We start from the raw sequence: 17,877 nt of genomic DNA, 5'->3' as shown, positions 1-17,877 counted from the left end.
GACCCGCACATCCTCCGCAGATTCGGACGGACATGCGACCCCGTGCAACGGTGCCCCCGGTGCGCGCGACTGCGCCGGCACCGGCCCGCCCTTCTAGCCTCCTTGCGAACTCGGGCATTCCGGGGGCCTGTTGGGGGCAAGAGCCTCCCAGTAGTTGCGCCGACTCGGGGAGGGGCACATGCTCAGCTCGGCACACCACGCGGACGTCGTCATCATCGGGGCCGGGATCGCCGGTCTGTCAGCCGCTCACCAACTGACCAGCGCAGGGGCAAGTGTCAGCGTCCTGGAGGCCGGCCCCCGGGTCGGCGGCCGGATGACCACCGCCGACGTGGACGGCTTCCGGCTCGACCACGTCGGCCCGCTGCTCAGCACCTCGTACCCGGAGCTCCGACGGACGCCCGCCCTTCGAGGGCTCGTGCTGCGCAACTTCGCCCCGGGGGTGCTCGTCCACAGCGAGGGCCGCCAGTACCGGACCGGCGATGTACGGGGCGCGCGGGGCGCATTCAAGGTGGTGCGCGCCCTGGCAAGCGCCCCCCGTCCGCCGATGGGCGGGCCTATCGACCAGGCCCGGCTGGGCGCCGCCCTGTCCCGGCTCGCCGCCACCCCGGCCGCCCGCATCCTGGCCCGGCCCGAACAGACCGCGCTCGCCGCCCTGTCCCACCGTGGCCTGACCTCCCGTACGGTCAACGGCTTCCTTCGCCCGCTGCTCTCCGCGCTGCTCAGCGATCCGGAACTCACTACGTCCAGCCGGTGCGCCGATCTCGCCCTGCGCAGCTATGCGCGCGGCAGGCTGTGCGTACCGGCCGGCGGTTCGGGAAGGCTGCCCGAACTGCTCGCGGCCGCGCTGCCGCCCGGCACCGTACGAACAGGTGTGCATGTCACGGCTGCCGACATCACCTCGGTGCGCACCAAGGAGCACGGCGAACTGGGCTGTCGTTCCCTGCTGTTGGCGACCGGGGCGGGTGCCGCCGCCGAACTGCTGCCCGGTCTGCGGGTGCCGCCCTTCCACCCCGTGACGGTCCTTCACCACACCGCCCCCGCTCCCCCGCCGACCGGTACCTCGCTGCTGCTGGACGCCGACCGTTCGGGGCCGGTCGCACACACCGCGGTGATGAGCGCCGTCGATCCCTCGCGCGCGCCGCACGGCCGGACCCTGATCAGCTCGACGGTGCTGGGCACCCCGCCGCCCGACCTGGACCGCACGGTCCGCACCCATCTCGCCGCCCTGTACGGCACCCCCACCGACGACTGGGAGCTGCTGGCTGCCCACCACGACCCCGAGGCGGTGCCCGCGATGCCGGCCCCGCACGATCTGCGCCGCCCGGTCCGGCTGCTCACCGGTCTGTACGTGTGCGGCGACCACCGCGACACGAGTTCGGTCCAGGGCGCCCTGTTCTCGGGCCGTCGCGCGGCCGAGGCGATCCTCACCGACCTGGGTGTACGGCCGGGGTACGGGAGCGGGGCGGTGCTGCCCGAAGCGGCGTAGGACCAGGGCGTGTTCCGAAAGTCCCGTCTGCCCGGACTCACCCCAGCGCGGCAACCCGTTCGCGGTATTCGCGTACCGCGGCCGCGTCCCGGTATGGCTCCAGGCGGCACTCGAAGTCCCGTACGTACTCCGTCGCCCTTACCGACCGCATCTCCGCCGCCTGCTGGGCGGCCTCGGCGCCGAGCGCGCACGCCTGGTCCAGCTCACCGAGCCCGAGCCGTGCGGAGGCCAGCACCACTCGGCAGAACAGCCGGCTGCGGGCGTACGCCGGGGCGCGCAGCTGGAGGGAGCGCTCGGCGTACTGCGCCGCCGCCCGGTACTGCTGCAGGTCCCGGTGGCAGTGGCCGAACTCGTCGGCGAGCTGGGCCTCGTCGAAGTACCGCGCCCAGTACGGCACCTCGTCCCCCGAGCGGGCTGTCTCCAGCGCGCGTTCCGCCCGCGCCAGCGAGGCGGTGCAGGGCCTGGCCTCGCCGAGCGCCCCGTGACCGCGCGCCTCCACGGCATGCAGCAGGGCCTGGACGACGAGCGGCGCCGATGAACCGATGCCCTGCTGGGCAACGCGGGCCAGCTGTACGGCTTCCCTGCCGTGCCCGAGGTAGACCGCCTGCCGGCTCATGGTGATCAGGACGTAGCTGCCGTACGCACGGTCTCCCGCGGCCTGGGCGAGCCGCAGCGCCTGGACGAAGTACCGCTGGGCCAGGCCGTGGGCCGCGATGTCGTACGCGGTCCAGCCCGCCAGCCGGGTCAGATCGGCGGCGGCGGAGAAGAGCCTGCGCCCGGTGGCCTCCCCGTAGCTCCCGCGAAGCATCGGTTCCGTCTCGTGCTCCAGATACCGGACGAGGGCCTGCCGGGCGTGGCCGCCGCCGTAGGCGTTGTCGAGGGTCCGGAAGAGCTCGCCGACCGACCGCAGGGCGGCGACATCACCGCTGCTGACCCGCTGGTCGGGGCCGCGGTCGCTCTGACGTTGCCGGGGGACGCCGGGGGCGCCCGGCAGCCCTGCTCCCGGGGAGGCTGAGGCGGTCGGGGGTGCGGGTGGCGCGGACGGTCCGGAAGTCCGGGACGGCACGGGCCCACGGGCTGCGCTGCGGCCGCTGACGCCGGACGCCCCCGTCACACCGTGCCCGCGGCCGCCGGGCCAGTGCGACCCGTGCACCCCCTGCGCTCCGATCCCGCGCGCCCCGCCGAGACCACCGGGCCGCGCCGGACCACCGGCCCCGACGGACCTGCCGGGCCCGCCGGCCGCACCGGCACCACCCGCCCCGCCCGGAACCGGGGGCGAGGACTCGCTCCCCCGTCCCACCCACTCGTCGGCCCGGCCGATCAGCCAGTCCCTGCTGGGGACGACGAGCCCGGCCGGGGTGAAAGCGATCTTGCGCAGCTCCGCGTGGTTGCCCGAGTCCTTGCGCCACAGTCCGCTGACAATGTCGACCGCCTCGGCGGGTGTGGCCGCGAACTCCAGGCCCGCGTAGACAGGGGCGCATGCGTCGAGGCCCAGATCCTGCGCGGAGAGACGGCGCCCGAGCCGCCGGGTGAAGACCTCGGCAATCAGCGCGGGGGTGGTTCCGCGCGGCTGCTGGCCGCGCAGCCAGCGGGTCACGGAGGTCTTGTCGTACCGCAGGTCGAGGCCGTGTTCCAGACCGAGTTGGTCCACCCTGCGGGCGAGGCCGGCGTTGGAGAAGCCGGCCTCGGTGATGAGCGAGGCGAGTCGGCGGTTGGGGGTGCGCTGCGGAGGTCGTTCCGACATCAGCTGTACGGTCTCCTGCCTTCGGGGCCGGGCGGGCAGCCCTCATGGGACGGCGTGAATTTAGCGGCCTCTGCGGCGGTCACAGTCACCTTTGCTTCACTTTCATCCGATCGTGTGAGGATTGATGGTGGCGCTGACGGGAATGACCTGCTGGGCCACCGCCCGGGGTCCGGTCGTACAGTGGCTCGGGGCTGATTCAGTGCATGGTGACGTGGTTCCGGGCCCCCCGGGCTCCCGGCACCGCGAGTAGGGAGGCATCTGTCGTGGCTGAGCTTCGGTTCGTCCGGCTGGGATTCGGCGAGGAAGCCGTCGACTACCAGGAGGCCTGGCAGAAGCAGCGCGAGGTGCACGCGGCCAGGTTCGAGGACACCGTCCCGGACACCTGTCTGCTGCTGGAGCACCCGCCCGTCTACACGGCGGGGCGGCGCACGACCGAAAGCGAGCGCCCGCTGGACGGCACCCCGGTCATCGATGTGGACCGCGGTGGCAAGATCACCTGGCACGGTCCCGGACAGCTGGTCGGCTACCCGATCCAGAAGCTGCCCCGCCCGGTGGATGTCGTCGCGCATGTCCGCCGGCTGGAGGACGCGCTGATCCGTACCGCCGCCGAATTCGGTCTGGAGACCTCCAGGGTCGAGGGCCGCAGCGGGGTCTGGGTCCTCGGCGACCCGGTCGAGGACCGTCCCTCGATAGGCGGCCTCAGTCTCGACTTCGACCCGCGCCTGCAGGACGAGGAGTTCGACCCGCGGCTGAACGGCCCCGAGTACGCCCCGTCCAACGCCGGGCAGCGCCGCGAGGACCGCAAGCTGGCCGCGATCGGCATCCGGGTCGCCAAGGGTGTGACCATGCACGGCTTCGCGCTCAATGTGAACCCGGACAACACCTGGTTCGACCGCATCGTGCCGTGCGGCATCCGGGACGCGGGCGTCACGTCACTCGCGTACGAACTGGGTCGCGACATCGGGATCGCGGACGTGCTCCCGGTCGTCGAGAAGCACCTCAGGGACGTCCTGGAGAACGCGGAGCTCGCCCCGCGCACCATCGAGCGCCCGGCCGATGCCGTGGCCACGGCATGACAGCCTTGACATCCGGCGGGGAATAGGCCCTGCCGGCCACAGGTTGGCCAGACGTAAAGCCGTTTGAACTACGGGCGTACCCTGGTGTTCGCCGAAGAATCCAATGCAGTGAAAGCAAAGGGGAGTGCCGGAGTGTCCGCTGTCGCACCCGACGGGCGCAAGATGCTGCGCCTTGAGGTCCGGAACAGCCAGACCCCCATCGAGCGCAAGCCCGAGTGGATCAAGACCCGGGCGAAGATGGGCCCCGAGTACAACCAGCTGCAGAAGCTCGTGAAGAGCGAGGGTCTGCACACGGTGTGCCAGGAAGCCGGCTGCCCCAACATCTTCGAGTGCTGGGAGGACCGCGAGGCCACGTTCCTCATCGGCGGCGACCAGTGCACCCGGCGCTGCGACTTCTGCCAGATCGACACGGGCAAGCCGCAGGCACTGGACCGGGACGAGCCCCGCAGGGTCGGCGAGTCCGTGGTCACGATGGACCTGAACTACGCCACCATCACCGGCGTCGCACGCGACGACCTGGAGGACGGCGGTGCCTGGCTCTACGCGGAGACCGTGCGCCGGATCCACACGCTGACCGCGGAGCGGGAGGCCGGCCGCACCAAGGTCGAGCTGCTGATCCCCGACTTCAACGCGGTGCCCGAGCAGCTCGCCGAGGTCTTCTCCTCGCGCCCCGAGGTGCTCGCCCACAACGTCGAGACGGTGCCTCGGATCTTCAAGCGGATCCGCCCCGGTTTCCGTTACGAACGCTCCCTGGAGGTCATCACGCGGGCCCGCGAGGCCGGCATGGTGACCAAGTCCAATCTGATCCTCGGCATGGGCGAGACCCGCGAGGAAGTCAGCGAGGCGCTCCAGGATCTGTACGACGCGGGTTGCGAGCTCATCACGATCACGCAGTACCTGCGACCGTCCGTGCGCCACCACCCGGTCGAGCGCTGGGTGAAGCCGCAGGAGTTCGTGGAGCTGAAGGAGGAGGCCGACGAGATCGGCTACTCCGGCGTGATGTCCGGGCCGCTGGTCCGTTCCTCGTACCGCGCGGGCCGTCTTTTCCAGCAGGCGATCGAGCGTCGCGGCGCCGCCACGGCGGCGCCCGCCGTGTGAATCCGAGCACAAGAGGCTACCGAACAGTAATAACCGAGTCGACGCGGCCCGTACGCTCCCCGCAGGTCGGGGGCGCGTATGGGCCGCGTCGACGTGCGCGGCGTCCATATCAAGGTTTCATTGGTGTTTGACCGACCGGTCATGCGCTGGTAACACCAAGCAATGACGCTGGGTGCATACGGCGCTGCGACTCTGCGGGCGGCTGCCACACCTGCTTCCCGCACCCAGCGCACGCCAGCTACTTCGCGCAACGCAGTCCCGGGCAGACCGGCCCGGGCAACTGAGTCCACGCAGCTCAGTCCGCACATCCGCTCCGAGGAGATTTCCACGATGCAGGCCGTGCCGGTACGCGCCACCGCCATCCCTTCCGTCACCGATGCCCTCCGCGCCGTCGAGTCGCTGCTGCTGAGCAGCGGCCAGCGCACCGCCCGCCGCAACGCCTGGACTGCCGTCCTGGAGGACCGGCGCCGGGCCAAGGACCGGGTCGAGACCCAGTACGTACTGGAGGCCGCGGCCGACCACCGTTCCTAGGCCACGTAAACTTCTGCGCATGGCGAGGAAGGCAAACACTGAAGGCGCGAACAGCGCCGAGAACGCGGGGCGGCTCAAGCAGATCGCCCTGACCTACAAGATGACCCGGCGGACCGACCCCAAGATCGGTCTTGTCGTCGCGGGTGTGGGAATCGTCACCTTCGGTGTCCTCCTCGGGGTCGGTTTCCTGATCGGCCACGCGGTCTACCTGGGCATCCTCGGCTTCGTGCTGGCCCTCCTCGCGATGGCGATCATCTTCGGACGGCGTGCCGAGCGCGCGGCCTTCGGGCAGATGGAAGGACAGCCGGGCGCCGCGGCGGCAGTGCTGGACCGGGTGGGCCGTGGCTGGACCACGACCCCCGCGGTCGCGATGAACCGCAGCCAGGACGTCGTCCACCGCGCCGTGAGCAAGGCGGGCATCGTGCTGGTCGGCGAGGGCAACCCGAACCGGGTGAAGATGCTGCTCGCGGCCGAGAAGAAGAAGATGGCGCGCATCCTGATCGACGTACCGGTGCACGACATCATCATCGGCAACGACGAGGGCCAGGTGCCGCTCAAGAAGGTGCGCACCAAGATGCTGAAGCTGCCGCGCATCCTGACCGGCCCGCAGGTGACGGCCGCCAACGACCGGCTGCGCGCGATGGGCGACCTGATGAGCAACATGCCGCTGCCCAAGGGCCCGATGCCGAAGGGCATGCGGATGCCGCGCGGCGGAAAGATGCGTTGACCTTCGCCGTAAGCATCCGCTGCACGTACGAAGAGGGCGGGTTGCGAACCGAACCGGTTCGCAACCCGCCCTCTTCTCATACCGTCTCCGGTCTCATACCCGTCTCCGGCGTCCGTCCTCGGCTCAGATACGGACCTGGACTGCGCGGGCCAGCCTGTCGTGCAGGCCGCGGCCGTCGCGGTCCCAGACCAGGGCCGGAATCGCCAGGCACAGCAGAACACTACGGACGATCACCCGCCCGAAAGTGAGCCGGCCACCGTTCTCGGCGATGACCCTGATGCCCAGGATGCGCTTGCCCGGCGTGCAGCCGATGGTCCCGACGGTGAGCACACTCAGCACGAAAAAGATGCCGAGCGCCCAGTTCCCGGCCGTCTGCTGGTCACCGTGGGCGAACAGCCCGTATGCGATCAGCAGGCACAGGGCCCAGTCGATGAAGAGCGCACCGAAGCGCCAGCCGAGCGGCGCCACGGATCCCGGCCCGTGCTCGGGCAGACCGAGCCGCTTGCCCCGGTGGCCGAAATCGACCCCCATCTCCTCGGCGGCCGCGCGTGGCCCGGAGAGCCACGATCCGATTGCTTCCCTGTTGTCCACCCGACCACGGTACTGCGCCCGCCCGCGCGCCCTGCCGGGCGGGGGGCCGCTGCGGGCTCCCCGCCCAGCAGGGACGAGGCCCCCGAACCGGCCATGAGGTGCCGCTCACACCCGGCCCGGTTAACTTCTGCGAAACAAATGGGTCATGCTTGAGAAATCCGGTCTGCCTATGGTCGGGTCCAGCGTGGGCCACCGCACTGGCCGCACCACGAGCTACAACCCCGTCCCTCCCGGGCCGGGAGTAGGAGGAATTGGATGTTCCAGAACGCCGACGACGCGAAGAAGTACATCGCCGACGAAGACGTCAAGTTCATCGATGTCCGGTTCTGCGACCTGCCCGGTGTGATGCAGCACGTCACCGTCCCGGCAGCGACCTTCGACCCGGCCGACGAGCTTGCCTTCGACGGCTCGTCGATCCGCGGCTTCCAGGCCATCCACGAGTCCGACATGGCGCTGCGCGCGGACCTGTCGACCGCCCGCGTCGACCCGTTCCGCCGCGACAAGACCGTCAACATCAACTTCTTCATCCACGACCCGATCACCGGCGAGCAGTACAGCCGTGACCCGCGGAACGTGGCCAGGAAGGCCGAGGCGTACCTCGCCTCCACCGGCATCGCCGACACCGCGTACTTCGGCCCCGAGGCCGAGTTCTACGTCTTCGACAACGTCCGCTTCCAGACGTCGGCGAACGAGAGCTTCTACCACATCGACTCCGAGGCCGGCGCCTGGAACACCGGGTCGGAGGTGAACAACCGCGGCTACAAGGTCCGCTACAAGGGCGGCTACTTCCCGGTCCCGCCGGTCGACCACTTCGCCGACCTGCGTGCCGAGATGTCCCTCGAGCTGGAGAAGAGCGGCCTCCAGATCGAGCGCCAGCACCACGAGGTCGGCACCGCCGGCCAGGCCGAGATCAACTACAAGTTCAACACGCTGCTCGCCGCGGCCGACGACCTGATGCTCTTCAAGTACATCGTGAAGAACGTCGCCTGGCGCAACGGCAAGACCGCGACCTTCATGCCGAAGCCGATCTTCGGCGACAACGGCTCGGGCATGCACGTCCACCAGTCCCTGTGGGCGGGCGGCGACCCGCTGTTCTACGACGAGCAGGGCTACGCGGGCCTCTCGGACCTCGCCCGCTACTACATCGGCGGCATCCTCAAGCACGCCCCGTCGCTGCTGGCCTTCACCAACCCGACGGTGAACTCGTACCACCGCCTGGTCCCCGGCTTCGAGGCCCCGGTCAACATGGTGTACTCGCAGCGCAACCGCTCGGCCGCGATGCGTATCCCGATCACGGGCTCGAACCCGAAGGCCAAGCGCGTCGAGTTCCGCGCCCCGGACCCGTCGTCGAACCCGTACCTCGCCTTCTCCGCTCTGCTGATGGCAGGCCTCGACGGCATCAAGAACAAGATCGAGCCGGCCGAGCCGATCGACAAGGACCTGTACGAGCTGGCTCCCGAGGAGCACGCGAACGTCCAGCAGGTCCCGACCTCCCTCCCGGCCGTCCTGGATGCGCTGGAAGCGGACAACGAGTACCTGCAGGCCGGTGGCGTCTTCACGTCCGACCTGATCGAGACGTGGATCGACTTCAAGCGCACCAACGAGATCGCCCCGATCCAGCTGCGCCCGCACCCGCACGAGTTCGAGCTGTACTTCGACCTCTAGGAAGCTTGGTCTCACAACGCAAACAGCAGTGAGGGCCGCTGCCCCGTACCTGGGGGCAGCGGCCCTCGTCATGCTGCCGCTCCGTCGGAGCACCGCCCGGTTTGACAGGCCCTGCGCAGCGGCGCGTACTGGAAGAAGGCCTGGACAACAGCGCACCGGGCCTTCTCCCCCCAAGGCCCGCCGACGGAGCGGACCGCTGGCAGGCGTGCCGGCGGAATGAGGGACAGTCATGACGCCTCGGGCCGCAATCAGGCCGAAGCCTCCGGCGACCACCCCGGCTCCCGAATCGCCCCTCCCGCATCGCCGAAAGCGGCACAACTCAAACCGGCGGGAAGCATCCAGGACACCCGACGGCCGGAGGCAGGGTCCGATGGAGTCACCATGAAATTGAAGACCAAACTGGCCAATGTCCAAACGTGGCAGGAAGATCCCGGCGAGCCGCCGATCGAGCGCACCCCGATCCAGCGGCAGACACCCGAGATGGGCCGGCCACCACTGCCTGTCGCCGTCGCAGGAGAAGTGCCCGCAGAGAGCGGGGACTACCCTGGCAGCACCGAGTTCCGCTACTGGGTGGCCGCGGACGCCATGAGCCGAGCCTCCGAATTCTGGGGCCCGCTGATGCCGGCCGGCACCACCTGGAACCGCAACGTCGACAAGGTTCTGACGGCACAGCTGGACAGTGGTGACGATCTCAACGCCTACTATGACGGGCAAGGGGTTCGCTTCTTCAAGCAGACCGTCGCGGGCGTGACCGTGCACTCCGGCGAGAGCCCCGACGTGGTCTGCCACGAGGTGGGCCACGCCGTCCTCGACGCGCTCCGACCGCAGTTCTGGGGTGTGCTGAGCGCGGAAGTCGGCGCGCTCCATGAGTCGTTCGGAGACATGAGCGCCATCCTGGCCTCGCTCAGCGTGGGGGCCCTGGCGGACGAGGTGCTCATCGAGACCCAGGGCAACCCGACGCGCTCCTCGCGGCTGTCTCGGCTGGCTGAGCAGTTGGGATGGGCGATCCGCCAAATCGCTCCGACCGCCGTTGATCCGGACTGCCTGCGCAACGCAGCCAACAACTACTTCTACCGCGATCCGGTCACCCTGCGGCCCAACGAACCCGCGAGCCTGCTGTCAAGCGAAGTGCACTCCTTCTCAAGGGTGTTCACCGGAGCATTCCTCGAAGCGCTGGCAGGAATCTTCTTCCAGCAGCCGAGCCGCGACGGCAAAGCACTGGTGGAGGCCGGCCACATCATGGGCAGGCTCCTCGTGGACGCCCTGCTCGCCACCCCCGTGGTACCCGCCATGTACGCGCAAGTAGCCGCTCACACACTCGCCGCCGACAAGGCCGACTACGACGGGGCCTACGGCATGGCACTGCGCTCGGCGTTCATCCGGCACGGGATCCTCTCGCCCTCGGACGCGGTCACTGCCGCCGAGGCGGCGCCGCAGCACATGGCAGCAATCACCGGCGCGACCCCCGGGCGCGGCGCACAACTCGCCACCATCACGGTGCCCGCCGAACGCTACGGACTCACCGAGTCCTTCGCGGTGAGCACACCGGCGGAGCAACCGCGGTTCGCCGTGGCCGGCGCCGATCCTGCCATCGGCTCACTGACCCCGGTGGATCCCGAGCGGGCCGCGGAGACCTTCGTCGAGGACCTCTTCCGGCAGGGCCGTGTGGCCGTGGCCGAAGAATTGCTCACCCCGAACGCCGCCGTGGTCGACACCACCAGGACACGGACCCACGCGATCACCCGCGAATCCTCCGGCGCCCTGGTCCTCGACCGGCTGCTCTTCATCTGACCAGAGCGGACAGGCTCCTGCGATGGCCACGGAAGATCACGACGAGAAACCCACAGCCTCCGGCGACGACGAGGGCGCCCGCCAGAAGCCCCCCGGCACCGACGAGGCGGAGTACGCGAGGCAGGCCGAAGAGCACTTCATCGACGACCTCATCGCGTGCGGAGCGGCCGTTCCCGAAGGCGAGGAGCTCCCACCCCGCGCCACACACGTCATCAGCTACGACGAGGAAGGCCGGCGAACCGTACGCCGTGTGCGCTTCGCCGGGCACCACCCACCGAGCAAGGAGTGACACGCGCGGTTCGGTGGCAGTCCGGTTGCGGGGCATTCGGGCCGGAGTAGCCTGAAATTGACCGACGCTGCCTGATCCTGGAGGTAGGAAATGTTTCTCCGACTGTTTCGGCGCCGTATGCCGCATGGGCTTGTCCTTCTCGGCAACAGCCGTCTGATCCGGGGCTTCAGCGGCGGCCAGTACGACGGTCACGGGTACATGTCCTGACACCGTCCACAAGTCGAACCGGGCCTGCCGCAGAGTCGCTGCGGCAGGCCGACTTTGGAGGACGCGCGGTGGCAGAGGAAGCCGATGCCCTGGTAGCCATGACGCGGATCCTGTCACCGCACTGCCGTGTCATCAGGATGTCCAGCGGAGCACTGATTGCCGACTGGAGGCGGACGCGTTTTCTTGGAATGGCGAAGGCAGACATCCAGGAGTTCGCTGACGGAAGCTCCGAGAAACGCGCCGAACTCGTCACCGGTCTCATCCGTGCCGGGTGCGCGACAGCCCGCCGAAAGCAGCATTCGAACGTCGAGGTCGGACTCTGGCTGCGCGCAGTGCACCTGCTCATCCGGGCCATGGGATTCGGGCGTGTCCTGCGGCTCCTGTCTTTGGCAGTCCCGGATTACATTCGTGCAGACCCGCCTTCCGCGCAGGACGTCGCACGGCTTAAACGAGCGGTGCAATCACACAGCCGCAGAAGCTGGTTCGTCAACGACGACTGCAAGGCCGAGGCCGTGACGGCTTTCGTCCTGCTGCGACGGTGTGGCCTGGAGGCCGTTCTGCACGTCGGTGTGCGCGAGCACCCGTTCGCCTTGCACGCCTGGACGTCTTCCGCCGGCCTGTGCATCCCTGACGCCGATCCGCGCGGGCACGCGTTCGCGCCGGTTCTCTCGATCAACGGGGGAGGGCAGTGACGTGGAAGCACTCCGCCTTGAGTGGGCCGGGGGCACGCCGAGGCTCTCGGCGGCCGGGGCCATGGCGCAGCAAGGACTCGTGACAACGGTCTCCTCACGAGCCGGCACCGCGGCGGTCGTCGGCTGGGTCGGCTCGGTCCGTGACCGCGTGGCGGGCGCGCGCAGCCTCCTCGAGGATTTCAGCCGACCGGGAGCCACACCGCGCCTGCCGACCGGCGACTTTGCCGCTGTCCTGGTGTGCCGCGACCGTATCCTGCTGATGCGGGACGAGCATGCGCGCATCCCCCTGTTCTTCAGGAAGTCCGGTGGCCGTGTGAGCGCGGTGAGTACCTCGGCGCACCGCCTGGGCGGTGCAGCAGAGCTGGAACGTCGCTACTTCTGCCGGTACCTGACCGGGAACATGGCGCAACAGCACTCGGAGCTCACCCCTTTCGCCGGGGTACACCGGATCCTTGGCGGCGAGGTGGTGGAACTTTCGGTCACTGGGCAGATGCGTGGTCGGGTAGTGCGACACGTCCGCCAGGCCCACGACCCGTCGGTACCGGCAGCAGACGGCCTCCGCCTCAGCGGCGCCGCGAAGGACCTGCGCCTCGCACTGGAGAACGCTGTCGGTCGTCGTATGGGCAGGATGACGGCATGCCACGTCTCCGGCGGAACCGACTCCACCAGCATCGCGTTGCTCGCAGCACGTCTGCTGGCCGCAGGACGGAACCACCCAGGGGACCTTGTCCTCCTCGCCGGGCGCTTCAGCACGGGAGAACTGGCTGGAGAGCAGTCGTACCTCGACGAAGCGATGGGGGAGATCCGCCGTCACGCACCCGCAGCCCGCCCGGTGATCGTCGATGCCGACGACGTGGCCGACTTCGACGACTTCCAGCACCATGCGAGTGACGCGGACGAGCCTCATGCGCATGCCTTCCGCGCCCCGTTCTGGAGCAGGCTTCATGCCGCTGCGGCGGAACTGGGCTGTGACATCCTCATGACCGGCTGCGGGGCGGATCCGATCGCGGACGCCAACCCGTTTCACCTGCACAGGCTGGCACGCCAAGGACAGCTCCGGCAGATGACGAAGCAGGCGCGTGCCTGGGCCGCGGGCAGCGAGCGGGGCTTGTGGGACGTCATCTCCGCCTGCGTAGTGCGGCCGACTCTTCCGCTGACAGCCGAACGGATCACAGCGCTCCGCCGCCGTGGAACGGTGCTCGGCGGCCTCGGCAACTTCGCTCGCCCCCAATGGCTGCGATCAGGATTCGCGCGGGCTCACGGCTACCGTGAGGCCGGCATCGAGGAAAGCCGCTTCATGTTCGGGCGCAGGCCGGAACAGTCCCTCTACGACGCGGCCAACTACATCGCCGCTCCCGACCCGCTGTCCTGGCGCCGCGCACGGCAGGACGGATTCTTCCTCTCGCACCCCTTCCTCGACCCGGAGGTCATCGCCACGATGCGCCGCCTCCCCGCCGGAACCACGTTCCATCCGGGGCGTCCGAAGGCCGTTCTGCGCGAGGCCATGGCAGATCTGCTTCCGTCCAGGATCCGCAGCCGAGCGGTCAAGATCCCCTTCAATCAGCTCTATGCCCGCGGCCTGCGGACACACGGCAACGAACTCATCGATCTCTGCCGCTCCGCGACGCATCCGCTGATTGCGGAGATGTTCGACGTCGAGACACTGTGCCGGGCGGTGAGGGAGGCGCAGTTCGGCATCGGGGACCCCTACTCCTGGGATCGTATGAACAGCTCTCTCGCCCTCGTGGTGTGGCTGGAGCAACTGGACCAGCGCTTGCGCCCGCGCGGTGCGGACATGCGGGTCATCGCCGGCTCTTGACGTCCCACAGCGTCCGTTCGATCGGGCCCGTTACGGCGTCGACAAGACCGTACCGGCCCACCGACTCTGACGAGGTGTCTTCCTCGCCCATTCGCGCAATGACTGGCGCCACGTATGCGCCATGCGTGCCGAAATTCCAATAGACAGTCACGTAGCGGGGGGCCCTCGTACGCTCGTCGATCGCATTGTTCTCGTGCACCCTGGCACGGTAGATGATGAAGTCGACGTCCTTCTGATTCCATCGGGGCACCTTGCCGCCATCCCAGGAGTACCCATGGAATTTGAGCGACTCCAGGCCGAGCCGGTCCTTGCGCGCGAAGCTGGCCGTGGCGTAAAACGCCACCTGGTCGTACGGCGTGTCCATGGGCATTTGCACAACCACTCGGGTGGCGAAGGCGTCGTTTGCCTCGATCCACCCTCCGTATTGCATCCATGGTTGCGCCTCCACCAACTCGCCCGGCTGGTGGATCTCCCTGCGGGAGAGCGGGTTCATCTCCCCGAACTTGGTCCATTGCTCAGCATCAGCACGCCACTGCCGGCGGAGCCGGTCCTTCGCGCTCAGCCGCACCTGTTCCCCCATGGCGTGGATTTCGGTACCGAGCACGTAGAAACCCACATCGTTGTGGTTCTCGAGCCTGATGTCGACCGGAACGGCGAATGCCTTACGGTCCTGACTCAGCACAGGCGTCCCCACGGTCAACCTGATGAGAGGCCTGGCCCCGCGATGGGACGGCTGATAGAGGTTCTGGTAGCCGAAATTGGCGATCGCGATAACCGACGAGACGATCAGTGCCGCGGCCACCCGCTTCGGAGCGGGAATCACGACCGATGTCCGCCACACCGCGAAGACAGCCCATGCCGAACCCGCCGTGAGCACGCCCAGCACCACCGAGTAGAACAGGGAATCGCCGTTCTTCCATGTCTCGACCAGGAGCATGGCGTTGGTCAGGAATGCCGCGACCGCGCCGATCAGCGCGACCACGCCGGAGTAGGCAAAGCTGTTCCAGAACCAGTGGTCCACGACCGCGGCAGCGCCCGACAACGTGCTGAGCGAGACCACGAGGAGAACGGCACCGGTGACGCGTCCCGGGAAAGTCAGGGCCTTCCCGAGGTCTTCGATGCCGAACGAACCCAGCACCAGCGTCGTCAGGAGAAGGACCAGCAGGATCAATACCGCGGCCACCCGTGACCGTCTGCTTCTCGTTGGTACCCGTCGCGCCCGTGGGTGCGAGCCGGCACCCGGCCTGGGCGGAGTCCTCACATGATCACCTCTTGGCGTCGTAAACCGTGCGCGATGCACCGACGGTGACTGCGACCGGACACGCCCAAAGCCGGCCGGGAAGAGTCCCGCCGGTCGGCACCCCCGTCCCCCAACAGGACCTGACCCACAAGGTGTCTCCTTCGGCCGTCAGTGTCGCAGGGCAGTTCCCACCTCGGCCTTGACATGGCCCGACAGCTTGCGGTTGCTGCGGGCGGTGGCGTCCTTGGACGCCTTCGGACCGACGTCGTCGATCGTTACCACCACCGTGTCGAGGAGATTGCCGCTCGGGTCGCGGAAGTTGACCTGCACGGCGTACGACTTCGCCGAGTCGGCGCTGTTCGTCACGGTGACCTTCGTGGTGGCGCGGCCGTCGTGGCCGGTGCTCGGTGTGCCCAGCTTGACGTCGCTCCTGGCGTTCACGCCGTTCTTGAAGCCCTTCAGCTTCTCGCCTGCGGCGGCTGTCGCCGAGGCCACCACCTCAGAACCCCTGGATGCCGCCGACGCCGCGGCGGACGCGGCTTTGGAAGCCGTGCTGGAGGCGTTGCCCCCGCCGTGGGAACAGGCGGCGGCCGACGACATCACGGCCGCCGTCAGCAGTGCGGCCCACACACCTCGCGCGGCCTTCCTCGTCATCGTGCCTCCCGGTACTGGCCCATCGCCTCAGTCAAACGGACGGCGGCCGGGGCCGCATGCCGTGCGCGCCGGACGGGTGAGGGGCCGGAGCGGAGGTCGCGCGTCAAGCAGCGGCGGAACACCGGGTGCGGTCGTAGGCGCCTGTGCCCCCGGGGGCACCGGGGGCACAGGCTTCGGGTGCGCGAGCAGTCGGTCGTAGGCCGTCGGCCGTCAGCGGCCGTAGCGGATCAGGGCGCGGACCATGCGGCAGGTCGTGTCGGACGGCGGGTGGATGCCGACATGCTCGGCAGTCGTACGTATCTTGTCGTTGGTCGCGGTCGACGGATAGTAGACGCCCGTGTCGAGCAGGGCGATCGCCAGGCGCATGGCCTTCAGGCGGCGGTTGTGGGAGACGTACCACTCGCGGGGCCGCCCCGCGGGGAGCGGCTTCTTCTGCAGGGGCTTGTGGAGCGGCTTGGTCGTGACTGCGGCAACGGCCATGGGCAACCTCCTGGCACGGTCGTGAAACCCTCACGAACTACCTCCATTTTACGGCCCACCACTGACAATCGGCGCTGGCCAGACGGGCTTTCGCAGCGTCCCTCCCGTACCGTTGCCCCCATGGAGATCTGGATCAATCCCGCCTGTTCCAAGTGCCGCAGCGCGGTGCAGCTGCTCGACATGGAGGGTGCCGAGTACACCGTCCGCCGCTATCTGGAGGATGTGCCGTCGCCGGAGGAGATCCGGGCCGTGCTCGACCGGCTCGGGCTGGAGCCGTGGGACATCACGCGGACGCAGGAAGCGGACGCGAAGGAGCTCGGGCTCAAGGAGTGGCCGCGCGAGGCCGGTTCGCGGGAGCGGTGGATCTCGGCGCTCGCCGGGCATCCGAAGCTGATCCAGCGGCCGATCATCACGGCGGACGACGGGACCGCCGTCGTGGCCCGCACGGACGAGGCTGTACGGGACGCCATGGGGCGCTGAGCACCCGCACGGCAGGAGCTACCGGGTCATCAAGCCGCACGTAGGCGTACCGGCGGCCCTCCCCGTCCGAGCCCCGCCCCCATGCCCCGCTCCCCTACTCCCCCGCCTGCTTCTCCGCCTCGGCCAGCAGTTCTGTCAGGCGCAGGCCGAACCGGACGTCGCAGGGGTGCGGCTCCCCCGTGCGTACCGAGTCGATCAGCGCGTCCACCGCTGCCCGGAAGGAACCGACCGCGTCGCTCCACCGCGGCAGTGTGGCGGTTCCCTGTTCGCCTTTGAGTTCGATCTGCGTGCCTACCGCGCCCAACGGGGCATCCAGGGCGAGCGTCACCGTGCTGGATGCGCCGGAGGTGTGACGGAGGATCAGGTGGGTGGTGTCGGACGGGCCGCAGGCCGCGGTCAGTTGCGTCACGTCGCCCAGGACCGGGATCAGGACCGACAGGACGTGCGGGCCGATGTCCCACAGGCCTCCCTTCTCACGGCGCCAGGGCGAGGCGGCGTACTCGCTGATCGCGCCGGGGGCGAACAGCGCTCCGATCCACTCGGCGCGGGCGGTGAACCAGCCTTCCAGGGCGGCCTGTTCGGTGATCCAGGCGGATGTCTCCGTCGCGAATCGCAGGGTGCAGAAGACGATGGACGCGACCCCGTTCTGCTCGACGGCGCGGGCGACCTCGCGGGCTCCGGCGACGGTGGTCGCTACGGGCTTGTCCATCAGCAGATGGCGGCCGGTGGCCGCGGCGCGGGCGGCGAGCGGGGCCTGGACGTCCGGCGGCACGGCGAACGCGATGGCGTCACTGGCCGCGAAGAGCTCGTCGATGCCCTCCTCATCGGTGTACGCCGTGGTGCCGTGGGCGGCGGCCAGCGCGTTCGCCGCCTCGGGGCGTCGGCCCCATACGCCGCTCAGTGCGACACCGGGGTGGGCGGCGAGGGCGGGGGCCTGGGTGTTCCGGGCCCAGGGGCCCGTACCGACGAGGCCGATGCGCAGGGGGCTCGGGTGAAGTGTCGTCATGGGGCAAGTCTGCCGGGTCCGCCGGCCCGCTCCCGTATTGAGTTGGCGCGGAGTGAGCTTCCTGGCTACGTTTGCGGTGTCGGCCGCGGGACTCCGGCGCGACTTCCGGGACTTGCCTATAAAGCATTGACTGCTCCCCTCCCTGAAGGAAGGGGATTCCCTCCTTCGGGGCTGAGTGGGGATTTCTAGCTCACGCTGCCTGGCCGGGCAGCGCCTGGTCAGGTCTTCCACGATCAGCACCAGCCGGGTCCAGACCAGCCCGGACAAGCATCACACCTGCGGAGTTCTTGTCCCTCGGGGA

Annotated in this window: 17 protein-coding genes and 1 pseudogene; 11 read left to right on the top strand and 7 right to left on the bottom strand. The window is 69.1% G+C overall.

Annotated elements, in window-relative coordinates; all coding sequences use genetic code 11:
• Window positions 1–178: 178 nt before the first annotated feature.
• Window positions 179–1,486 carry an NAD(P)/FAD-dependent oxidoreductase gene (locus ACH4EW_RS20920; RefSeq protein ID WP_398258944.1) on the top strand — a complete coding sequence of 436 codons (1,308 nt, stop codon included), beginning with the start codon at window positions 179–181 and terminating at the stop codon, window positions 1,484–1,486.
• 37 nt (window positions 1,487–1,523) lie between these two features.
• On the opposite strand, the gene ACH4EW_RS20915 is transcribed toward ACH4EW_RS20920, so the two are convergent.
• Window positions 1,524–3,230 (bottom strand): regulator, encoded by a 1,707-nt coding sequence (locus ACH4EW_RS20915; protein WP_398258943.1) that lies wholly within the window; start codon window positions 3,228–3,230, stop codon window positions 1,524–1,526.
• A gap of 263 nt (window positions 3,231–3,493) precedes the next feature.
• On the opposite strand from ACH4EW_RS20915, the gene lipB reads away from it, so the two are divergent.
• The 4 genes from lipB (at window position 3,494) to ACH4EW_RS20895 (ending at window position 6,662) form a co-directional block, all read left to right on the top strand.
• Window positions 3,494–4,306 carry a lipoyl(octanoyl) transferase LipB gene (gene lipB / locus ACH4EW_RS20910; RefSeq protein ID WP_398258941.1) on the top strand — a complete coding sequence of 271 codons (813 nt, stop codon included), beginning with the start codon at window positions 3,494–3,496 and terminating at the stop codon, window positions 4,304–4,306.
• Between the two features lie 132 nt (window positions 4,307–4,438).
• Window positions 4,439–5,404, top strand: coding sequence for a lipoyl synthase (lipA, locus tag ACH4EW_RS20905; RefSeq protein WP_398258939.1), 966 nt, complete (start codon window positions 4,439–4,441; stop codon window positions 5,402–5,404).
• Window positions 5,405–5,734: 330 nt separating this feature from the next.
• Window positions 5,735–5,935, top strand: coding sequence for a hypothetical protein (locus ACH4EW_RS20900; RefSeq protein WP_398258937.1), 201 nt, complete (start codon window positions 5,735–5,737; stop codon window positions 5,933–5,935).
• Window positions 5,936–5,954: 19 nt separating this feature from the next.
• Window positions 5,955–6,662, top strand: coding sequence for a DUF4191 domain-containing protein (locus ACH4EW_RS20895; protein WP_398258935.1), 708 nt, complete (start codon window positions 5,955–5,957; stop codon window positions 6,660–6,662).
• A 123-nt stretch (window positions 6,663–6,785) separates the two neighbouring features.
• Here ACH4EW_RS20895 and ACH4EW_RS20890 read toward each other — a convergent pair whose 3' ends face one another.
• Window positions 6,786–7,253, bottom strand: coding sequence for an RDD family protein (locus ACH4EW_RS20890; RefSeq protein WP_398258933.1), 468 nt, complete (start codon window positions 7,251–7,253; stop codon window positions 6,786–6,788).
• A gap of 255 nt (window positions 7,254–7,508) precedes the next feature.
• Between ACH4EW_RS20890 and glnA the strand changes: the two genes are divergently transcribed.
• From glnA to ACH4EW_RS20865, 5 genes are all read left to right on the top strand, one after another.
• Window positions 7,509–8,918 carry a type I glutamate--ammonia ligase gene (gene glnA, locus ACH4EW_RS20885; protein WP_398258931.1) on the top strand — a complete coding sequence of 470 codons (1,410 nt, stop codon included), beginning with the start codon at window positions 7,509–7,511 and terminating at the stop codon, window positions 8,916–8,918.
• 381 nt (window positions 8,919–9,299) lie between these two features.
• A complete protein-coding gene (locus ACH4EW_RS20880) occupies window positions 9,300–10,709 on the top strand; it encodes a hypothetical protein (protein ID WP_398258929.1) in 1,410 nt (469 codons plus the stop codon).
• A gap of 22 nt (window positions 10,710–10,731) precedes the next feature.
• On the top strand, window positions 10,732–10,998 hold the full coding sequence (locus ACH4EW_RS20875) for a hypothetical protein (RefSeq protein WP_398258927.1): 267 nt from the start codon (window positions 10,732–10,734) through the stop codon (window positions 10,996–10,998).
• A 275-nt stretch (window positions 10,999–11,273) separates the two neighbouring features.
• Window positions 11,274–11,897: a lasso peptide biosynthesis B2 protein gene (locus ACH4EW_RS20870; protein ID WP_398258925.1), complete on the top strand. Its 624-nt coding sequence runs from the start codon at window positions 11,274–11,276 to the stop codon at window positions 11,895–11,897.
• Window position 11,898: 1 nt separating this feature from the next.
• Entirely contained in the window at window positions 11,899–13,716 is a 1,818-nt protein-coding gene (locus ACH4EW_RS20865) for an asparagine synthase-related protein (RefSeq protein ID WP_398258923.1), read from the top strand.
• Here ACH4EW_RS20865 and ACH4EW_RS20860 read toward each other — a convergent pair.
• From ACH4EW_RS20860 to ACH4EW_RS20850, 3 genes are all read right to left on the bottom strand, one after another.
• The gene (locus ACH4EW_RS20860; protein ID WP_398258921.1) at window positions 13,700–14,899 is read right to left on the bottom strand and encodes a hypothetical protein; all 1,200 of its coding nucleotides are present in this window, start codon (window positions 14,897–14,899) and stop codon (window positions 13,700–13,702) included. The two genes, ACH4EW_RS20865 and ACH4EW_RS20860, sit on opposite strands and share 17 nt — an antisense overlap.
• 225 nt (window positions 14,900–15,124) lie before the next feature.
• On the bottom strand, window positions 15,125–15,610 hold the full coding sequence (locus ACH4EW_RS20855; RefSeq protein ID WP_398258919.1) for a hypothetical protein: 486 nt from the start codon (window positions 15,608–15,610) through the stop codon (window positions 15,125–15,127).
• A gap of 210 nt (window positions 15,611–15,820) precedes the next feature.
• The gene (locus ACH4EW_RS20850; RefSeq protein WP_398258917.1) at window positions 15,821–16,090 is read right to left on the bottom strand and encodes a hypothetical protein; all 270 of its coding nucleotides are present in this window, start codon (window positions 16,088–16,090) and stop codon (window positions 15,821–15,823) included.
• Window positions 16,091–16,210: 120 nt separating this feature from the next.
• Here ACH4EW_RS20850 and ACH4EW_RS20845 point away from each other — a divergent pair, with 120 nt between their 5' ends.
• A complete protein-coding gene (locus ACH4EW_RS20845) occupies window positions 16,211–16,570 on the top strand; it encodes an arsenate reductase family protein (RefSeq protein WP_398258915.1) in 360 nt (119 codons plus the stop codon).
• Between the two features lie 94 nt (window positions 16,571–16,664).
• Here ACH4EW_RS20845 and ACH4EW_RS20840 read toward each other — a convergent pair whose 3' ends face one another.
• Window positions 16,665–17,576 carry a Gfo/Idh/MocA family protein gene (locus ACH4EW_RS20840; protein WP_398258913.1) on the bottom strand — a complete coding sequence of 304 codons (912 nt, stop codon included), beginning with the start codon at window positions 17,574–17,576 and terminating at the stop codon, window positions 16,665–16,667.
• Window positions 17,577–17,766: 190 nt separating this feature from the next.
• A pseudogene (locus ACH4EW_RS20835) lies at window positions 17,767–17,877 on the bottom strand (RNA-guided endonuclease TnpB family protein); the annotation flags it as partial.

The organism is Streptomyces sp. NPDC018000 (genome assembly GCF_044328025.1).
Classification (GTDB): domain Bacteria; phylum Actinomycetota; class Actinomycetes; order Streptomycetales; family Streptomycetaceae; genus Streptomyces.
This window is presented reverse-complemented; position numbering and strand designations above follow the sequence as displayed.

Bases quoted from the DNA above. Each gene is read 5' to 3' on its own strand.
- ACH4EW_RS20920 (WP_398258944.1), top strand. From the start codon at position 179: ATGCTCAGCTCGGCACACCACGCGGACGTCGTCATCATCGGGGCCGGG.
- ACH4EW_RS20915 (WP_398258943.1), bottom strand. From the start codon at position 3,230: ATGTCGGAACGACCTCCGCAGCGCACCCCCAACCGCCGACTCGCCTCG.
- ACH4EW_RS20900 (WP_398258937.1), top strand. From the start codon at position 5,735: ATGCAGGCCGTGCCGGTACGCGCCACCGCCATCCCTTCCGTCACCGAT.
- ACH4EW_RS20895 (WP_398258935.1), top strand. From the start codon at position 5,955: ATGGCGAGGAAGGCAAACACTGAAGGCGCGAACAGCGCCGAGAACGCG.
- glnA (WP_398258931.1), top strand. From the start codon at position 7,509: ATGTTCCAGAACGCCGACGACGCGAAGAAGTACATCGCCGACGAAGAC.
- ACH4EW_RS20880 (WP_398258929.1), top strand. From the start codon at position 9,300: ATGAAATTGAAGACCAAACTGGCCAATGTCCAAACGTGGCAGGAAGAT.
- ACH4EW_RS20875 (WP_398258927.1), top strand. From the start codon at position 10,732: ATGGCCACGGAAGATCACGACGAGAAACCCACAGCCTCCGGCGACGAC.
- ACH4EW_RS20855 (WP_398258919.1), bottom strand. From the start codon at position 15,610: ATGACGAGGAAGGCCGCGCGAGGTGTGTGGGCCGCACTGCTGACGGCG.
- ACH4EW_RS20850 (WP_398258917.1), bottom strand. From the start codon at position 16,090: ATGGCCGTTGCCGCAGTCACGACCAAGCCGCTCCACAAGCCCCTGCAG.
- ACH4EW_RS20845 (WP_398258915.1), top strand. From the start codon at position 16,211: ATGGAGATCTGGATCAATCCCGCCTGTTCCAAGTGCCGCAGCGCGGTG.
- ACH4EW_RS20840 (WP_398258913.1), bottom strand. From the start codon at position 17,576: ATGACGACACTTCACCCGAGCCCCCTGCGCATCGGCCTCGTCGGTACG.